Source organism: Thermophilibacter mediterraneus (assembly GCF_900119385.1).
GTDB classification, from domain to species: Bacteria; Actinomycetota; Coriobacteriia; order Coriobacteriales; family Atopobiaceae; genus Thermophilibacter; species Thermophilibacter mediterraneus.
The window spans coordinates 116,591-132,773 of the sequence record NZ_FPKO01000007.1; the positions used below are offsets into that span (position 1 = coordinate 116,591).

The following is a 16,183-nucleotide window of genomic DNA, read 5'->3' on the forward strand; positions in this document are numbered from 1 at the left end:
CATGGCGAAGATCGTGGTAGCGTGCGGGTCCGGAGTGGCGACGTCGGAGATGGTCGCGGTCAAGCTGCGGAGGCTGCTCGCCGAGCGAGGGGCCGAGGCGGAGGTGGTTGCCGTGGACGTCGCGCACGTGGACGACGCCCTCGTCGACGCGGACGCCTTCGTTCCCGTGGTCAGCACCGAGAGGAGCTACGACGTTCCCACCGTGAGCGGCGTCGCCTTCCTCACCGGAATGAACCAGGAGGACGAGCTGGAGCGGCTGCTCGACGCCATCCGCGGCCGCTAGGGCCGCCGCGCGGGGCGACGCGCGAGCGCGGGGTCGCGGCCCCGTCCCTACGCGCCGGTCCCGTAGGAGGCGACGATCTTCTGCGCCGCGAGGATGCCGTCGGTCGCCGCGCTCATGATGCCCCCGGCGTAGCCCGCGCCCTCCCCGAGCGGCCAGAGCCCGCGCGCCCCCACGCTCTGTCCGTCGTCGCCGCGCGTCACGCGAACCGGCGAGCTCGACCTGGTCTCGACGCCGGTGAGCACCGCGTCCTCGACGTCGAAGCCGCGCAGCTTGCGACCGAGTGCGGGAATCGCCGCGCGCAGGGTCTCGGTGACGTACGGAGGCAGGCAGGGCCCGACCTCGCCCCAGGTGACGCCACGGGGGAAGGTGGGCTCGACGCGCCCTCCCGCGCTCGAGGGGGTATCGCGCAGGAAGTCGCCCACGAGCTGGGCGGGCGCGACGTAGCCGCCCCCGCCCGCGGCGTACGCCGCGCGCTCGCAGGAGCGCTGCAGCTCGACTCCGGCGAGCACGTCAGACCCGGGGAGGTCGTCCGGGAACACGTTCGTGAGCAGGCCCGAGTTCGCGTTCGACCCGGCGCGGTCGGAGAGGCTCATGCCGTTCGTGCAGACCCCGCCCGGCTCGCTCGCGGCGGAGACCACGTAGCCGCCGGGGCACATGCAGAACGAGAACGCGCTGCGCCCGGAGGGCAGGTGGCACGAGAGGCTGTAGGGCGCCGCGCCCAGGGCGGGGTGGCCGGCGGCGGCGCCGTAGAGGGCGCGGTCGATCTGCGCCTGAAGGTGCTCGATGCGCACGCCCATCGCAAAGGTCTTGCGCTCCATGGGGACGCCGCGCTCGCGCAGCAGCTCGAAGACGTCGCGAGCCGAGTGGCCGCACGCGAGCGCCACGCACGAGGTCGCGACGCGCTCCTCGCGCACGGAGCCGTCCGGGCAGAGACTCGTGAGGGTCACGGCGCGAACCGCTCCGTCCACGATGTCGAGGTCGCTCATGCGGCACCTGCACCGCACCTCGCCCCCCGCCTCCTCGATCATCCGGACGATGTCGGTCACCACCCTCGGGAGGACGTCGCTTCCCACGTGCGGCTTGGCGTCCCAGAGAATCTGGGGCTGGGCGCCCGCGGAGACGAAGGTCTCGAGGATGAGGCGGTGCGCGGGGCTCTTGGTCCCGGTCTGGAGCTTTCCGTCCGAGAAGGTGCCGGCCCCGCCCACGCCGAACTGGATGTTGCTCTCGCAGTCGAGCTCGCCGGTCTCGTCGTGGCGCCGCACGACCTCCGTGCGGCGCGCGGCGTCGTCCCCGCGCTCCACGAGCAGCGGCTCGAGCCCCGCGCGCGCGAGCGAGAGCGCGCAGAAGAGCCCGGCGCACCCCGCCCCGACGACGACCGGGCGCGCGACGGGGGAGGGGTGGACGTGCTCCGGGAGGCGGAAGGGCTCCTCGTCAACGACGCGCACGCCCTTGTCGGCGCGCCTCCTGGAGAGTCGCGCGAGGAGCGCGCGCTCGGCCCCCGCCCCGCCGACGAGCTCGGCGCGCAGCGTGAACGTGAGGTGGACGTCACCGTGGCGACGCGCGTCGATCGAACGGCGCCTGCGGGTGACCGAGGCGAGCTCCCCGGAACCCACGCGGAGCCGGCGCGCGAGCGCGCGCCGGCACGCGGCGAGCTCGCGGGCGTCCGAGCCGTCAAGATCGGTGAGGGGGATGCGGATGCCAGAGACCTCGAGCATGGGGATCCTTTCGCGTGGGCGCGCCGTCCGGCGCCATCGAATAAGAGTACCTGACGAAGGACGGGACGGTCCGGGGGCGGCCTTCGCCGGCCGGTCCCTCTCGGCGCGGGTCGCGGCCCTTGCGGCGAGTCAGCGCCCCGCTGCCAGCGATGCCGCCGCTCGGCCGGCGCGAAGGCCGCTCGCCCATGCCCAGGCGAGGTTGAAGCCGCCGCACGCGCCGTCGACGTCGAGCGCCTCGCCGCAGGCGAAGAGTCCCGGCAGCTCGCGCGCCCCGAGCGTCGCGGGGTCGAACTGCGCGCACGCGAGGCCCCCGCGCGAGACCTGCGCGCGCTCTGGCTCGGCGGGGCCGCGCACGACGAGCCGCAGGTCGAGCGCGCGGTCGAGCGCACCCGGGCCGAGCGCGCCGGCGATCCGGGGGTCGAGCACGCCCGCGCAGCTCCCGGCCGCTCGAGCGAGGCGGCGGGCCCGCTCGGCGCCGAGGCCCCCCGTGAGGTCGAGCGACACCACGTCCCCGGGAAGCGCGCGGCGCGAGAGGTCGAAGGTCACGATGCCGGAGATGCCGTACGGCCTGAAGAGCACCTCTCCCCGCTCGACGGCCACCTCGTCGCCGTCGCGAAGGAGGCGCGCGACCACGTGCGCCCGGCGCCCGTCGAGCGCGTCGAGGGAGACCCCCTCGGGGGCGTCGCACCGCAGCGAGCAGAGCACGGGCCGCCACGGCGCGCACGCGAGGCCGAGGTCGCGGGCGAGCTGCTCGCCGCCCCCCGCCGCGAGGACCGCCGCCCGGGAGCGGAGCCGCCCGTGCACGCCGTCGCCGGCGTCGAAGCTCGTGACCCATCCGCCGTCACCCGCGCGCGCCATCGCGGCGACCTCGCGCGCGGGGGCGAGCGTCACGCCCGCGCGCGCGGCGCGCGCGAGCAGGACCTCGCGCACCGAGGACGCCTGGCGCGAGAGCGGGTAGAGCCGCCCTCCCTCCTCGCGCGCCCACGCGAGGCCGCAGTCCTCGAAGAACGCGAGCACCTCGTCGCCGAAGCCCGACCCGCACGCGGCCTCGACGAACGCGGGGTCGTTGTAGCGTCCCCATTCCGGGTCGTCGCCGCACAGCCCCGCGTTCATGAAGTTGCAGCGCCCGTTGCCGGTGGCCAGGATCGTGCGCCCGCAGGCGACCGAGCGCTCGAGCACGCAGACGCTCGCGCCCTCCTCCGCCGCCGCGATCCCCGCCGCGATTCCCGCCGCGCCGCCCCCCGCCACGCAGACGTCGCACGACTCGGGGACGCGCACGGAAAGCGCGGCGGCGAGCGCCTCCTCCCGCGCCCGCGCGCGGGAGGGGAGCCTGCCGCCCGAGGTCCTTCTCGCCCGCTGCGCCAAGCTAGCCCTCCTGGCCGCCGCGCAGCGCGTCGACGAACTCGGCCACGCTGACCACCGTGTCGACGGCCTCGGAGAGCGTTCCCGCGGGCAGCTCGTCCTCGAAGGTGCCCCTGTCGCAGGACTCGGCGATGCGCGGGTCAATGGGAAGCTGCCCCAGCGCCTCGATGTCGAAGGCCTCGGCGGTCTCCTTCAGGCGGGAGGGGCCAAAGGGGTAGATCTTCCTGCCGCAGTCCGGGCACTCGACGTACGCCATGTTCTCGACGAGGCCGAGCACGGGCACCTGCATCATGTTGGCCATGTTGACCGCCTTGCCCACGACCATCTGGACGAGGTCCTGCGGCGAGCTCACGATGACGATGCCGTCCACCGGCAGCGACTGGAACACGGTGAGCGGCACGTCGCCGGTCCCGGGGGGCATGTCGACGAGCAGGTAGTCGAGCTCGCCCCAGGCGCAGTCCTCCCAGAACTGCTTGATGGCGCCGGCGACCACGGGCCCGCGCCAGATCACCGGGTCGGTCTCGTGCTCGAGCACGAGGTTGGCGCTCATGACCTCGATGCCGCCCTTGGTCCTCACGGGGACGATGAGCTCGTCGACGCCCCTCGCCCGCGCGCCCGAGAGGCCGAGCATCTTGGGGATCGAGGGGCCGGTGATGTCCGCGTCGAGCACGCCGACGCGCGCGCCGCGCCTCGCGAGCTCCACCGCGAGCACGCCGCACACGAGCGACTTGCCCACGCCCCCCTTCCCCGACACCACGCCGATCACGTGGCGGACGTTGGAGTAGTCGTTCTGCTTGAAGAGCTCCGGTCCCTGGGGCTGCTTGCCCTTGCCGTGCAGCACCTCGTCGACCTCCTTGCGGAGCCTCTCCTGGTCGCTCGCTTCCATGCGCTTCCTCTCCTCGGCGCCGCGTGACGGCGCGCGTGTGCAACGTCTCGATTCTACCCAAGGCACGGCCGCCGCATGGTGCATACTGGCAGAAGGCGCCATGCGGCGCCCCGCGGAGCCGGGTCGTCCCCGGCCACAAGAGGAGGGAGCTCCCATGATCTTCACGTCACTGTCCGAGGCCCCCGTCAGCGGCCTCTCCGCCGACCGTCTCGGGAGGGCGCTCGAGTTCCTTGCCCGCGAGGACCTCGCCGACCTCGAGCCGGGCCGTCACGAGGTCATGGGCGACGAGGTCTTTGCCAACGTGCAGGAGCTCACGACCGTCCCGTCGGGCGAGAAGAACTACGAGGCGCACCGTCGCTACGCCGACGTCCACTTCGTGATCAGCGGCACCGAGCTCATCGGCGTGGCGCCGGTGGGGGAGTGCGAGCCGGTCGGCGAGTTCTCCGAGGAGGACGACTTCGGCCTCTACACCCCGGGGGACCGCGAGTCCTGGGTCGTGGTGCGACCCGGCGAGCTCGTGGTCACGCCGCCCTCCGACGCGCACAAGCCGGGCTGCTGCCCCGCCGGCGCGGGTCCCGCGCCGCTCAAGAAGGTCTGCGTGAAGGTACTCGTTGACTAGCGGGCTGCCGGCGACCGGGGGCTCCGCCGGCCCCCTCCCCGGCGAGGACTGGGGCCAGGGCTGCGGCGCCAACTGCTTCACGCTGGACGAGGACGGCTTCACCTGCCGGCGCGTGCTCGACGAGCCCGAGGTCTGGCGCGTGGAGCTGCTCATGCACGACACGTTCCTGCCCTCGGTCAACGCCTTCGTGGTGCTCGACGGCGACGAGGCGCTCGTGGTGGACGCCGGGACCCCCGACCCCATGAACGACACGCGCCTCATGCGCGCCCTCCTCGGCCTGGGGGTCGACCCGACGCGCGCCACGCTCTTCTGCACGCACGCCCACATCGACCACGTGGGGCTCGCGCGCGAGCTGGCCGAGGCCGGGGCGCGCGTGCTCGTGCCCGAGGGCGTCCTCGCCGACATGCGCCGCTTCGCCGTGAGCGCCTGGCGCGACGAGATGGTGGCGCGCCTCTCCGCGGAGGGGACGCCCGCCGCGGAGGCCCGGGAGCTCGCCGACGTCATCTGGGACCACGTGGTCAGCTTCGAGCGCGAGAAGATCGCCTTCGAGACGGTGCGCGTCGGTGCGTCGGTGCGCTGCGGGCGCTGGGAGCTCGAGGTCGTGCCGGCGCCGGGCCACACGCCCGGGCAGTGCGTGCTCTGGGAGCCCTCCACGCGCACGGCGTTTCTCGGCGACGCGGTGCTCTTCCTCTGCTCCACCTGCGTCGGCTTCTGGGGGGAGGGCGAGGACCCGCTCGGCGAGCAGCTCGCCACGCTGCGCGCCCTGGCAGCGCGCGGCATCGAGCACGCCTTCATGGGCCACGGCCTGCAGGAGGGCGACGTCGCCGAGCGCTGCCTCGGCAACGCGGGCCACCACGAGCGCCGGGGGGCCCGCGCCCTGGCCGCGATCCGCGAGCGCCCGGGGCAGACGGGCTACGAGCTCGTGCCGGCGATGGGCTGGCGCGCGCCCTTCGAGCGCTGGGCCGAGACCCCCGCGATGACGCGGTGGTTCCTCGTGTCCGAGAGCGTCGCGCACCTGGACCACCTCGTCGCGACGGGGGCCGTTCGCCGCGAGCCCGGGAGGGACGGCGTGAGCCGCTATCTCCCGGCATAGGGCCGCGCCAGCCGAGAAGTACGTGCGGGCTGCGGTCGGTTTCGTGCCCAGGACCGTCCGCAACCCGCACGTTCCCCGAACACGTGCGAGTTCCGGTCGGTTTCGTGCCCAGGACCGTCCGCAACCCGCACGTTCCCCGAACACGTGCGAGTTCCGGTCGGTTTCGTGCCCAGGACCGTCCGCAACCCGCACGTCTTCTTGATGTTCTTCTCGATGTGACTCCTGATGCCCTCGCCGTCAGCTTCCAGGAAGCGCCCTGATGGCAGACGCCGACCCCGGAGAGCCGTAGGGTCGGGCCACCTGGAAGGAGGTGGCCCGCATGGGAGGGCGAGGGGGCTTTCCGGCCCACGTCGCGCTGCTCGTCGCGTGCGCTGCGCTGCTGGTGGCGGGGGCGATGCACGACAATCTCTGGTTCGACGAGGCGTACTCGGTGGCGCTCGCGGCGCACTCGGCGCCGGAGCTGCTGAGGATCGCCGCGACGGACGTCCATCCGCCGCTCTACTACCTCATGCTGCGCGTCGTCTGGCTGCTCGCGGGGGGTCGGGTCTGGGCGCTCAGGCTGCTCTCGGTCTCCGGGGCGATCGCGGTCGCCGCGCTCGGCCTCACGCACGTGGCGCCGCGCCACGGCCGCGCCGCGGGGATGCGCTTCACGGCGCTCGTCGCGCTGCTGCCCGCCCCCGCCTACCTCGCGTGCCAGGTGCGCATGTACTCGTGGGCCGCCCTCGCCGCGGCCGCGTGCCTCCTCTGCGCGCTCGGGGTGCGCGAGCGCGTCGAGAGGGGCCTCGATGCCGAGCCGGCCACCTGGGCGGGCCTCGCGCTCGGCGGCCTCGCGGCGGCGTACCTGCACTACTACGCTGCCATGGCCGCCTTCGCCGTCAACGCCTGCCTGCTCGCCTCGCTCCTGCGCCTGCGAGGGGGCGTCGCGCGCCGCGCGGCGCTGACCCAGCTCCTGCTCGCGCTCGCGCAGGTCGCGGCGTACGCGCCGTGGCTCGTCGTCGTGTCCGGACAGGCCGCGACCGTCTCCGGGGGCTTCTGGGTGCGCCTCGGCCTTGTCGACGTGCTGCGCCTCGCCGCCGCCCCGCTCGTCAGCGAGCCGCTGGAGGCCGCCGTCGGCTGGTCGCGGCAGATGGTCCTTCTCCTTGCCCTCGCCGCGCTCTCGCTCTCGCTGCTCGCCGCGGCTGCGCGCGGGGCCCGGCTCGCCGCCCCGGCCCCTCGCCGCGCCGCCTCCTGGGGGCTCGCCTGCTACCTCGCCCCGGTGCTCGTCGGCGCCGTCGCGGGCGCGGTCCTGAGAACCGCGGTCCTCCACTGGCGCTACCTCTGCGTCAGCGCGGGGCCGCTCGCGCTTGCGGTCGCCGTCGGGTCGGGCGGGCTGTCCCCCGCGAGGCGCCGGGCGCTCGGCGTCGCGCTCGGTCTCGTCGCGGCGCTCTCGCAGGCGGCCTTCCTGGGCGCCGCCTACGACCCGGCGAGCCGCGCGCCGGCCGAGATCGTGCGCGAGGCGGGCGCTCCGGTCGCCTCCGCCGACGTGACGCTGCTGGGGAGCCTCGCCGCGTCGTGCCCCGGCACGGAGCTCGTCTATGCCGACTGGTCGGGCGGCGGCTGGGAGGCGGCCTACGAGGCCTTCGCCCCAGCGATGCGATGCGCCTCCGACCCGGCCGAGACGCTTTCCCCGGGTGCCCCCGCGCTTCTGTGGCTCTCCGGGGACGGCGCCGAGGCCGTGCGGGCTGCGGACGAGCTCGGCCTGCGCGTCGCGTGGGAGCGCGAGCTCTGGCGTCCCTACGACCGTCGCACCTACTCCCTCGCCCTGCTCGTGTCTCCCGTCGCATGACGGGGGTCGACGGAGTCGCAGCTCGTAGACGTGGTCAGCGATCCGTCGCGCCCTGACCACGCGCCGCGCCTCGTCGGCGGCATACACTGGTGGCGGGGTCGCCCGGGGTTCCCGGGCGGGGTCGTCGGCTCGAGCGAGAGGGGGCGCCATGGGACTGGGGAGCGTCGCGGGCGCCGGGACGCGCCGCTGGCCGCTCGCGCTCTGGTGCGCCTGGCTCGCCGTGCTCGTCGCCTCGCCCGAGTACGACCGCGCCCTCATCGCCGAATCCTCCCATGCCTTCGCCGCCCTCGGCCTCCTGGCGGGGACCGCCTGCTCGCTCGCGCTCCCGTCCGGCGCGGCGCCGGGGGACGCCGAGAGCGCCGCCGGAGCACCGCTCTCGGGGCTCCTGCGTCGCGCCCGTCCCGTCGCCCTCGGCGCGATCGTGTCCCTCGGCGCGCTCGCGTCCGTCGCCTCGCTCGCCCTCAACCTCGTCAACTGGGTGGTCACGGGCCTTCTGGGGATATGGGTCTTGGACTCGCCCGTCCCGGTCGCGCTGATCGACATCTGGACCGGTGCCCGGCCCTGGGCGCCGGCGCTCTCGGCGCTCTCGGGCCTCTCCTGCGCGCTCGCGTGCGTCTCGTGCCTGCGCGCGGCGCGCGGCACGGGGCCCGAGGCCCGGTCGGTGCCGCTCGCCCCGCTCGCCCTCGCGCTCGCCACGCTCCTGCTCGCGGGGGCGCTCCGTCCCTACGTCTGGTTCGGGGTCTGCTGGGTGGGGATCGGTCCCGCCTCAGAGGTGGTCGCGCTTCCGTTCAGGCTCGTCTGGGGCTCCCTCGTCGCGCTCTGCATATGCCGTCTCCTCCGCAGGCTCAGCCTTCGCGTCGCCCCCGCCCCGCGCCTCGAGGTGGACGAGGGGGCCCTGCTCGCGCTTCTCGTGGCGGCGCTGGCGCTGGGCACGCTCGCGCAGCGGTGGCTGGGCTACGTCGTCGGCGTCACCCCCTACGTCCTCTTTGACCTGGCCGACCTCGTCGGGCTCGCGTGGGACCCCGCGCCCCTCGTGCTCGTCGCCTCGGCCTCCCTCGGCGCGCTCGTGGCGGCGGCGCTGGTCGCCCTGCCCGTCGTCGCGGGGCGCTGGGCTCGATCGCTCGGGGTCGCGGCGGCTCTGTCGGGAACCGCCGGTCGGCCCGAGGGCGAGGGGGAGGAGGGCGAGAAGGACGCGGGCTCGGCGCGCGCCCCGCTTCGCGAGCTCCTCGCGCGCGGCCTCACCGAGCGCGAGGCCCAGGCCGTGCGGGCCCTGCTCGACGGCCTGAGCTCACGGGAGGCCGCCGAGCGGCTGGGGCTCGGCGCCTCCACGGTGCGCAACTACCAGCAGCGCGCCTACCGAAAGCTCGGCGTCGCGTGCGCGAGCGAGGCGCGCGAGCTCCTTGCCGGCGAGGCTCCCGGGCCGGGCGCGCCGGGCCCCACGGCGGAGGGGGAGGGCGCGCCCGTCGGCCCCGCGCCCGAGGGCGTCGCGCGCCGCGTCGCCGGCGTGCTGCTGGCGTGCTTCCTGCTCCTGCCGATCGGCTCCGGCGGCCGCCTCGCATGGTGGGTCTCGGGGCAGGTCGCGACCTGCGCGGCCGGGGGCCTTGCGCTCGCGGCGGCGCTCCTCGCCCTCGACGCGCTGCGCGCCCGGGGCGTCCTCGTGGACGGCCGGGACGCCGCGCGCCCGCCCGCGCGCGGAGAGCGGGCCGCGCTGCTGGCCTCGGGCTCCGTCGTCGTCGCGTGCCGCCTCGCGCTGCTCCTGGGCGGGCCGTGGGTCTCGGTGCTCGCGTTTCGCGCGGCCATGGCGCTCGTCGTGCCTGCCTTCGTGGCGCTCTCCCTGCGCCGCGCCGCGCGGGCGGCGGGGTCGAGGCCGGGGGCGCTGCCGCTCGTCGCGCACGCCGTGCTCGGCGACCCCTGGGCGCTCGCGGTCGCGTGCCTCTCGGCGGCGCTGCTCGGGGCGGTCTGGGAGGAGCTCTGGCGCGCGGCGGTGTGGACGGACTTCTCGCTCTTCCCGCAGGCGCTGCCGTTTCTTGCGGCGGTGCTGGGCGCCTGCGCGGCGCTCGTGTGGCTGCGGCCGGGGCGGGGCTCGCGCGCCCTGTCCGGCGCCGCGCTCGCGCTCTCGCTCGTGACGCTCGCGATCGAGGGCTGGGAGACCGCCGTCCTTCTCTGCGCGCTTCTCCACGGGGCAATCCTCGCGCGGGGGCTCTCCCGCGAGCGCGGGGGAGCGGCGGCGCGCCCGGGCGACGCCGCGGCCGTCGCCGCGCTCGCCTGCGCGTCGTGCGCGGCGGGGGCCTGCGCCGGCGTGGTGGTGGTCAACCGATACGCCGCGATGTTCACCACGGAGACGAACCTCCTTCTCGTGGGGGCCTACGACTACGAGCGCCTCGTCGCCTTCACGTCGTCGGCGAGCTACGTCATGGGTGCGCTGTTCCTCGCGCTCGGGTGCGCGCTCGTCGTCGCGACGTGGCGCGTCGTGTGCTCGGTCGACGCCGAGCGCCTCATGGAGGGGGTGCGCGTGACGCCCGAGCAGCGCCTCCGCGCGTTCCTCGTGAGCCGCGGGCTCAGCGACCTGCAGGCAGAGGTGGCCCTGCTCACGGCCGAGGGGCTCTCGGCGCGCCAGATCGGCGCGCGCCTGCACTACGCGCCCGGCACGGTGAGCGCGGCGCGCGTGGGGGCCTACCGGGCGCTCGGGGTCCACGACCGCGCCCAGCTCGTGGCCGTGCTCTCGGGCGCGGGCGGGTGAGCGCGTCCTTCTCCCCGCGCCCTGCCTCTACCAGAACACGTGTTGCAGCATCCGTGAATACGCCGACCGCTCGCCGACCATGTCCTGCCGCTCGGCTACACTAGGGCGGCAGGACACGTATCACGGGAGGCCCCATGGCCCAGGAATCGATCGTCATCCGCGGCGCGCGCGAGCACAACCTCGCCAACGTGGACGTTGACATACCGCGAGACAAGCTCGTCGTCATCACGGGCCTCTCGGGCTCGGGAAAGTCGAGCCTCGCCTTCGACACCATCTACGCCGAGGGGCAGCGCCGCTACGTGGAGAGCCTCTCCAGCTACGCGCGCCAGTTCCTGGGGCAGATGGACAAGCCCGACCTCGACTCCATCGACGGTCTCTCGCCGGCGGTCTCCATCGACCAGAAGACCACCTCGAGAAACCCGCGCTCCACGGTGGGCACCGTGACCGAGATCTACGACTACCTGCGCCTGCTCTTCGCGCGCGTGGGCACGCCGCACTGCCCCGAGTGCGGGCGCGTCATCGAGCGCCAGACCACCGACCAGGTGGCCGACAAGGTCCTCGAGCGCGCGCAGGGAAGGCGCGCCCTCGTGCTGGCGCCGGTGGTCCTCGACCGCAAGGGCGAGTACACCAAGCTCTTCGAGGACCTGCGCCGCGAGGGCTTCAGCCGCGTTCGCATCGACGGCGAGGTCCGAGAGCTCGGCGACGAGGAGATTCGCCTCGAGAAGAAGAACCGCCACAACGTCGAGGTCGTCGTCGACCGCATCGTCGTGCGCGAGAACTCCCTCGGGCGCATCGCCGAGGCCGTGGAGCAGGCGACCCGTCTCGCGCAGGGTCGCGTCGGCTTCTGGCTCATGCCCGACCGGGACGACCCGGAGCGCTTCCCCGGGGAGCTGCTCAGCTACTCGCTCGCGCTCGCCTGCCCGGAGCACGGCCACTCCATGGACGACCTCCAGCCGCGCGACTTCTCGTTCAACGCCCCCTACGGCGCCTGCCCCGACTGCGACGGCCTGGGCTTTCGCAAGGTCGTCGACGCCGAGGCGCTGATCGAGGACCCGGAGCTCTCCGTGGCCGGCGGCGTCTTCGGCGGCCTCTTCGGCCACTCGAACTACTATCCGCAGATCCTCTCGGCGGTCTGCCGCCACCTCGGCGTCTCGGACCAGACCCCCTGGCGCGAGCTGCCCAAGAAGGCGCAGAGCGCCCTGCTCGACGGCCTCGGCGCGACCAAGGTCCGGGTCGACTACCACACGCGCGACGGCCGCGACACCCACTGGTTCACCACCTACGCGGGCGTGCGCACGATTCTCTTCGACCGCTACCAGGAGACCACCTCCGACGCCATGCGCGCCAAGTACGAGCGCTACATCCGCGAGGTTCCCTGCACCACGTGCCACGGCGCGCGCCTCAAGCCGGAGATCCTTGCCGTCACGGTGGGGGAGAAGAACATCTGGGAGGTCTGCGAGCTCTCGTGCCGCGAGTGCCTGGTCTTCTTCGAGGGCCTCGAGCTCACGGAGCGCCAGCGCTTCATCGCCGGCGCCGTGGTGAAGGAGATCCTCGCGCGCCTGCGCTTCCTCGTGAACGTGGGCCTCGACTACCTCACGCTCTCCCGCGCCGCCGCCACCCTCTCGGGAGGCGAGGCCCAGCGCATCCGCCTGGCCACCCAGATCGGCGCCGGGCTCATGGGCGTGCTCTACATCCTGGACGAGCCGTCGATCGGCCTGCACCAGCGCGACAACAACCGCCTGATCGAGACCCTGAAGCGCCTGCGCGACCAGGGCAACACCGTCATCGTGGTCGAGCACGACGAGGACACCATCCGCGCCGCCGACTACGTGATCGACATGGGTCCGGGCGCCGGCGAGCTCGGGGGCCGCGTCGTGGCCGCGGGCACGCCCGATCAGATCGCGGCGTGCCCCGAGTCCGTCACGGGCGCCTACCTCACGGGCGCGCGCCAGATCCGCCTGCCGGAGCGGAGGCGCAACCCGCGCAAGGGGGCCATCAAGGTCACGGGCGCGAGCGCCAACAACCTGCGCGGCGTCACCGCCAAGGTCGAGCTGGGGACCCTCACGGTCGTCACCGGCGTCTCGGGATCGGGCAAGAGCTCGCTGGTCACGGACACGCTCGCGCCGGCGCTCACCAACGCGGTCCACCGCTCGAAGCGCCCCGTCGGACCGTACCGGAAGCTCGAGGGCGTCGACCAGGTCGACAAGGTCATCGACATCGACCAGTCCCCCATCGGGCGAACTCCCCGCTCCAACCCCGCGACCTACATCGGGCTCTGGGACGACCTGCGCGCGCTCTTCGCGTCGCTGCCCGAGAGCCGGGCGCGCGGCTACAGCCCCGGGCGCTTCTCGTTCAACGTGCCCGGAGGCCGCTGCGAGGCGTGCAAGGGAGACGGCCAGATCAAGATCGAGATGAACTTCCTGCCGGACGTCTACGTGCCCTGCGAGGTCTGCCACGGAAAGCGCTACAACCGAGAGACGCTCGAGGTGCTCTACCACGGCAAGTCGATCTCGGACGTGCTCGACATGACGGTCCACGAGGCGCTGGCCTTCTTCTCCAACATCCCGCGCATCAAGAACAAGCTCCAGACCCTCTTCGACGTGGGCCTGGGCTACATCCACCTCGGGCAGCCCGCCACCACGCTCTCGGGCGGCGAGGCCCAGCGCGTGAAGCTCGCCAAGGAGCTCCACCGCCAGCAGACGGGCAAGACCTTCTACATCCTCGACGAGCCGACCACGGGCCTGCACTTCGAGGACGTGCGCCAGCTCGTCGACGTGCTCGAGAAGCTCGTCGACGCCGGGAACACGGTCCTCGTGATCGAGCACAACCTCGACGTCATCAAGATGGCCGACCGCGTGCTCGACATGGGGCCGGAGGGCGGCGACGGCGGCGGCACCGTGGTCGCCTACGGCACGCCCGAGCAGGTGGCCGAGGTCCCCGGGAGCTACACGGGACAGTTCCTGCGCGAGGTCCTCGCGCGCGACCGGGCCCGCCAGGCGGGGGCGTAGCGCGATGTCCCGGCGCGAGAAGCTCCAGAAGACCAACGCCATGCGCGAGCTCGAGGCCGCGGGCGTGCCCTTCTCGTGGGAGACCTACGAGGTGGACGAGACGGACACCTCGAGCGAGCTGGGACTGCACATCGCACAGCGCCTGGGGGAGGACCCCGCCTCGAGCTTCAAGACGCTCGTGTGCGTGACCCCCTCCGGCGACCACGTGGTCTGCTGCCTGCCCGTTGCCGACGAGCTCGACCTCAAGAAGGCGGCAGCGGCGGCGGGCGAGAAGTCCCTCGCGCTGATGCACGTGCGCGACCTCGAGCCCACGACGGGATACGTCCGCGGCGGGTGCTCGCCGGTGGGGATGAGGCGGCGCTTCCCCACGCTCATCGACGAGACCGCGCAGCTCTTCGACGAGATTCGCGTCTCGGGCGGGAGGCGCGGGCTGTCGCTCTCCATCGCGCCCGACGACCTCGCCGCCTTCTGCGACGCCACCCTCGCCGACATCGTGCGCTAGGCGCGCGGGTCGCGGTGCCCGGCGCCGCGCCCGCCCCGGCGCCGCGTCCGCACCGGCGCCGCGTCCGCACCCCCCTCCCTCGCACAAATCCGAAATTGTGCGGTCCGTCGTGGCTGCGTCTCGGCGTCTTCCCAGTTGACGGCTTGCCCGCGGACAGGAAATCCGTCCGCTGCGCGCTCCGCGCCGCACATTTTCTGAATTGTGCGGCTCGCCCGCGTCGCGCCCCCGGCGTCTCCCCGGTCGACGGCTCGCCCGCGTCGCGCCCCCGGCGTCTCCCCGGTCGGCGGCTCGCCCGCGTCCGCTCGCCCGCGTCGCGCCCTCGCCCCAACCTCTCCGCGCGACACCCTCGCTGTGGGGAAACGGCGGGAAATCCGCCCTCGGCTCGCCCGGGCGGTGGCTCGGTGAGAAGATAAGGGTTCTGTGCACGCAAGCGAGGAGGCAGACAGGTGAGTCGCACGCCCGCATACCAGCCCAAGCACATGAGGCGTCCCGACGAGGGGGCCGAGCTCACCACGCGCATCGACGGCCGCGCCGTGCGGGCGCGGCAGGGGGCCGCCCCGGAGGGGGACACCCAGGATCAGGTCGGGCGCAGCGCGGCGCTCATGAGCGTGCTCGTGGTGGTGAGCCGTCTGACCGGGTTCCTGCGCACCTGGGGCCAGGCGTACGCCATCGGCGTCACGGTGATGGCGAGCTGCTACTCCATCGCCAACAACCTCCCCAACCAGCTCTACGAGCTCGTTGCCGCGGGCATGCTCACGACGGCCTTCCTGCCCGTGTACATGTCGGTGAAGAAGCGGGCGGGCACCGAGGGGGCGAGCGCCTACACCTCCAACCTCGTCTCGATCGTGCTCGTCGCCATGGGTGCGGTCGCGGTGCTCGGCTTCATCTTCGCCGCGCAGATGGTCTACACGCAGTCCTTCACGGCGACCGACGAGTTCGACTTCGGCCTCACGGTCTACTTCTTCCGGTTCTTCGTGATCGAGGTCGTGCTCTATGCGCTCTCATCGATCTTCTCGGGCGTGCTCAACGCGGAGCGAGACTACTTCTGGGGCCAGGCGGCGCCCATCTTCAACAACTTCGTGACCACCGCCTCCTTCCTCGTCTACGCCGCGCTCGCGCCGACGAGCCCCGGGCTCGCCCTTCTTGTCCTCGCGCTCGGAAACCCGCTCGGCGTCGCCGTGCAGGTCGCCATGCAGGTCCCCCCGATGCTGCGCCACGGCATCAGGCTGAGGTTTCGCATCGACCTACGCGACCCGCTTCTCAAGGAGACGCTCAAGATCGGCGTGCCGTCGCTCGCCGTGGTCGTCGCGTCGTTCGTGACCACCTCGGTCCAGTCGTCCTCGGCCCTCTCGGTGACGGCGACCGGCGCCTCGATCACCTACTACTCGCGCCTGTGGTACACGCTGCCGTACTCGATCCTCACGGTTCCCATCACGACGGCCATGTTCACCGAGCTCTCCGACAGCTGGGCCAGGAGCGACCGCGGGTCGTTCGTGCGAGGGATCGTCTCGGGCACGAGCCAGATCCTGTTCTTCTCGGTGCCGTTCATGCTCTACCTCATCGTGTTCTCCGTCCCGCTCGTCTCCATCCTCGCGGCCGGCAGCTTCACCCCGGAGGCCCTCTCCATGACGGCCTCCTACCTGAGCGCCTACGCGATTTCCCTGCCCGCCTATGCCGTCTACATGTACCTGCAGAAGGTCGCCTCCGCCATGCGGAGGATGGCGCTGTGCGCCGTGGCGAACGCCGTCGCGGCGGTGGTGCAGGTCGTCTCCCTGCTCGCGCTCACGCCGACCTTCGGCCTCGACTTCGTTGCCTTCTCGTCCACCCTCTTCTTCGTGACGCTGTGCATCGTGATGTTCGCGAGCCTGCGCGGCTCCCTCGGCCCCATCGGGCTCGCGAGGGTGGCGCTCGCGGCCCTGCGCGCGCTCGCGCTCGGCGCCGCGGGCGCGCTCGCGGGCGCGCTGCTGCTGCGGGCGCTCAACGGGGCGCTCGGCGACTGCACCGGCCAGATGCTTCGCTCCGTTGCGTACTGCGTCGTCGCGGGCGTCCCCGCCCTCGTCGTGACCTACGGTGCCGCGCTCGTCCTCAGGGTCCCCGAGGCGGCCATGATCGGGAGGCTCGTCGGCCGCCTCCTGCACCGGTAGGGGAGC

At 73.5% G+C, this 16,183-nt stretch carries 11 protein-coding genes; 8 read left to right on the plus strand and 3 right to left on the minus strand.

The genetic code is table 11. The annotated features are described in order from the left end of the window. Position 1: 1 nt before the first annotated feature. Complete coding sequence (locus BQ7106_RS00550) at positions 2 to 283, plus strand: PTS sugar transporter subunit IIB (protein WP_072369673.1); 282 nt, start codon at positions 2 to 4, stop codon at positions 281 to 283. Positions 284 to 330: 47 nt separating this feature from the next. On the opposite strand, the gene BQ7106_RS00555 is transcribed toward BQ7106_RS00550, so the two are convergent. From BQ7106_RS00555 to BQ7106_RS00565, 3 genes are all read right to left on the minus strand, one after another. After that, positions 331 to 1,998 carry an NAD(P)/FAD-dependent oxidoreductase gene (locus BQ7106_RS00555; protein WP_072369676.1) on the minus strand — a complete coding sequence of 556 codons (1,668 nt, stop codon included), beginning with the start codon at positions 1,996 to 1,998 and terminating at the stop codon, positions 331 to 333. Positions 1,999 to 2,127: 129 nt separating this feature from the next. After that, the gene (locus tag BQ7106_RS00560; protein WP_205407637.1) at positions 2,128 to 3,363 is read right to left on the minus strand and encodes an NAD(P)/FAD-dependent oxidoreductase; all 1,236 of its coding nucleotides are present in this window, start codon (positions 3,361 to 3,363) and stop codon (positions 2,128 to 2,130) included. A 1-nt stretch (position 3,364) separates the two neighbouring features. Continuing rightward, on the minus strand, positions 3,365 to 4,246 hold the full coding sequence (locus BQ7106_RS00565; protein ID WP_072369679.1) for an Mrp/NBP35 family ATP-binding protein: 882 nt from the start codon (positions 4,244 to 4,246) through the stop codon (positions 3,365 to 3,367). Between the two features lie 154 nt (positions 4,247 to 4,400). Here BQ7106_RS00565 and BQ7106_RS00570 point away from each other — a divergent pair, with 154 nt between their 5' ends. From BQ7106_RS00570 to murJ, 7 genes are all read left to right on the plus strand, one after another. Continuing rightward, positions 4,401 to 4,865, plus strand: a complete 465-nt coding sequence (locus BQ7106_RS00570) for a NanQ anomerase/TabA/YiaL family protein (protein WP_072369682.1) — start codon at positions 4,401 to 4,403, stop codon at positions 4,863 to 4,865. Beyond that, entirely contained in the window at positions 4,858 to 5,958 is a 1,101-nt protein-coding gene (locus BQ7106_RS00575) for an MBL fold metallo-hydrolase (protein ID WP_072369684.1), read from the plus strand. The genes BQ7106_RS00570 and BQ7106_RS00575 overlap by 8 nt, the downstream gene beginning before the upstream one ends. A 319-nt stretch (positions 5,959 to 6,277) precedes the next feature. Next, the gene (locus BQ7106_RS00580; RefSeq protein ID WP_072369687.1) at positions 6,278 to 7,783 is read left to right on the plus strand and encodes a hypothetical protein; all 1,506 of its coding nucleotides are present in this window, start codon (positions 6,278 to 6,280) and stop codon (positions 7,781 to 7,783) included. A 148-nt stretch (positions 7,784 to 7,931) separates the two neighbouring features. Continuing rightward, positions 7,932 to 10,523, plus strand: a complete 2,592-nt coding sequence (locus tag BQ7106_RS00585; protein WP_072369691.1) for a helix-turn-helix transcriptional regulator — start codon at positions 7,932 to 7,934, stop codon at positions 10,521 to 10,523. 134 nt (positions 10,524 to 10,657) lie between these two features. Further along, a complete protein-coding gene (uvrA, locus tag BQ7106_RS00590) occupies positions 10,658 to 13,531 on the plus strand; it encodes an excinuclease ABC subunit UvrA (RefSeq protein WP_072369694.1) in 2,874 nt (957 codons plus the stop codon). Positions 13,532 to 13,535: 4 nt separating this feature from the next. Then, positions 13,536 to 14,033: a Cys-tRNA(Pro) deacylase gene (gene ybaK / locus BQ7106_RS00595; RefSeq protein WP_072369697.1), complete on the plus strand. Its 498-nt coding sequence runs from the start codon at positions 13,536 to 13,538 to the stop codon at positions 14,031 to 14,033. A gap of 446 nt (positions 14,034 to 14,479) precedes the next feature. After that, a complete protein-coding gene (murJ, locus tag BQ7106_RS00600; RefSeq protein WP_240307387.1) occupies positions 14,480 to 16,177 on the plus strand; it encodes a murein biosynthesis integral membrane protein MurJ in 1,698 nt (565 codons plus the stop codon). Positions 16,178 to 16,183: the final 6 nt, after the last annotated feature.